1 protein-coding gene is annotated in these 887 nt (G+C 37.1%); it reads left to right on the forward strand.

Annotated elements, in window-relative coordinates:
- Nucleotides 1–801 (forward strand): hypothetical protein (locus Q4534_RS24080; RefSeq protein WP_303615714.1); only part of this gene is annotated, 801 nt, incomplete at its 5' end.
- Nucleotides 802–887: the final 86 nt, after the last annotated feature.

Below are 887 nucleotides of genomic sequence, written 5' to 3' on the forward strand. Positions count from 1 at the left end.
TACTGGTATACTTTCCCCTGGAATCACTGGTATACTTTGCTCTGGAATAGTGGTATACTATGGAGTGGAATACTCATCTTATCAAGTCTTCGAATTAAATGGACCAATACAATCTATATCGGAACAGCTGCTCTATTCGTGTTTTGGAAATCACCATTTTCACAAGAAGTAATCAATTTGGCTCAGAATATTGGAATTGGATTTAACCGAGTAGTTGACTACACTGACTTATTCGCTTTATTCATTCTTCCACTGTCATTTGGTTACTTTCAAAGGCAGATTTCAACAGAGCAAAAAATTAGCAGGTATTTGAAAATACCGATAGGAATTCTTACTCTATTTGCAATTTGGGCAACAACATTACCGAGAGAAAAAGTCGATTTGAACTTAACTGTGAATGAGGAATACGAGCTGCAAATAAGCAAGGCAGACCTTTTCAATTTAATTCGGCCGGGACATGCGTACAGTGATCTTTTAGAGAAAAATCTATCGGACAGCCTTTTTTACTTGCACTTTGACATTTCTAAGGGTAGAATTGATGTGACAGCCGTGGCGACCATTACTGCCATTGATTCGAAAACAACCAGAGTCAATCTAGATAAAATTGAGCATGGATATATTACAGGCAGCCTTTTCGGTGGAGTAGATAAAGATGATATTGAGGATTTCAAATCCATTTCGGTGGAAGAGTTCGAATCTCGATTCAAATACGGTTTTATAAAACCAATAAAAACAGAACTCCTAAACATATTTACTATGACAACAAAGAAATTCATGACGCAAATCAAAACGAATAAATAAAAACTACCGCCAACAATTAAGCTACAATGATGCGAAGTAAGACTTCGGTTCATTGTAGCGTATGTTGGACTCAGCCTCCGGTAGCT

Source organism: Cyclobacterium sp. 1_MG-2023, assembly GCF_030546805.1.
Classification (GTDB): Bacteria; Bacteroidota; Bacteroidia; order Cytophagales; family Cyclobacteriaceae; genus Cyclobacterium.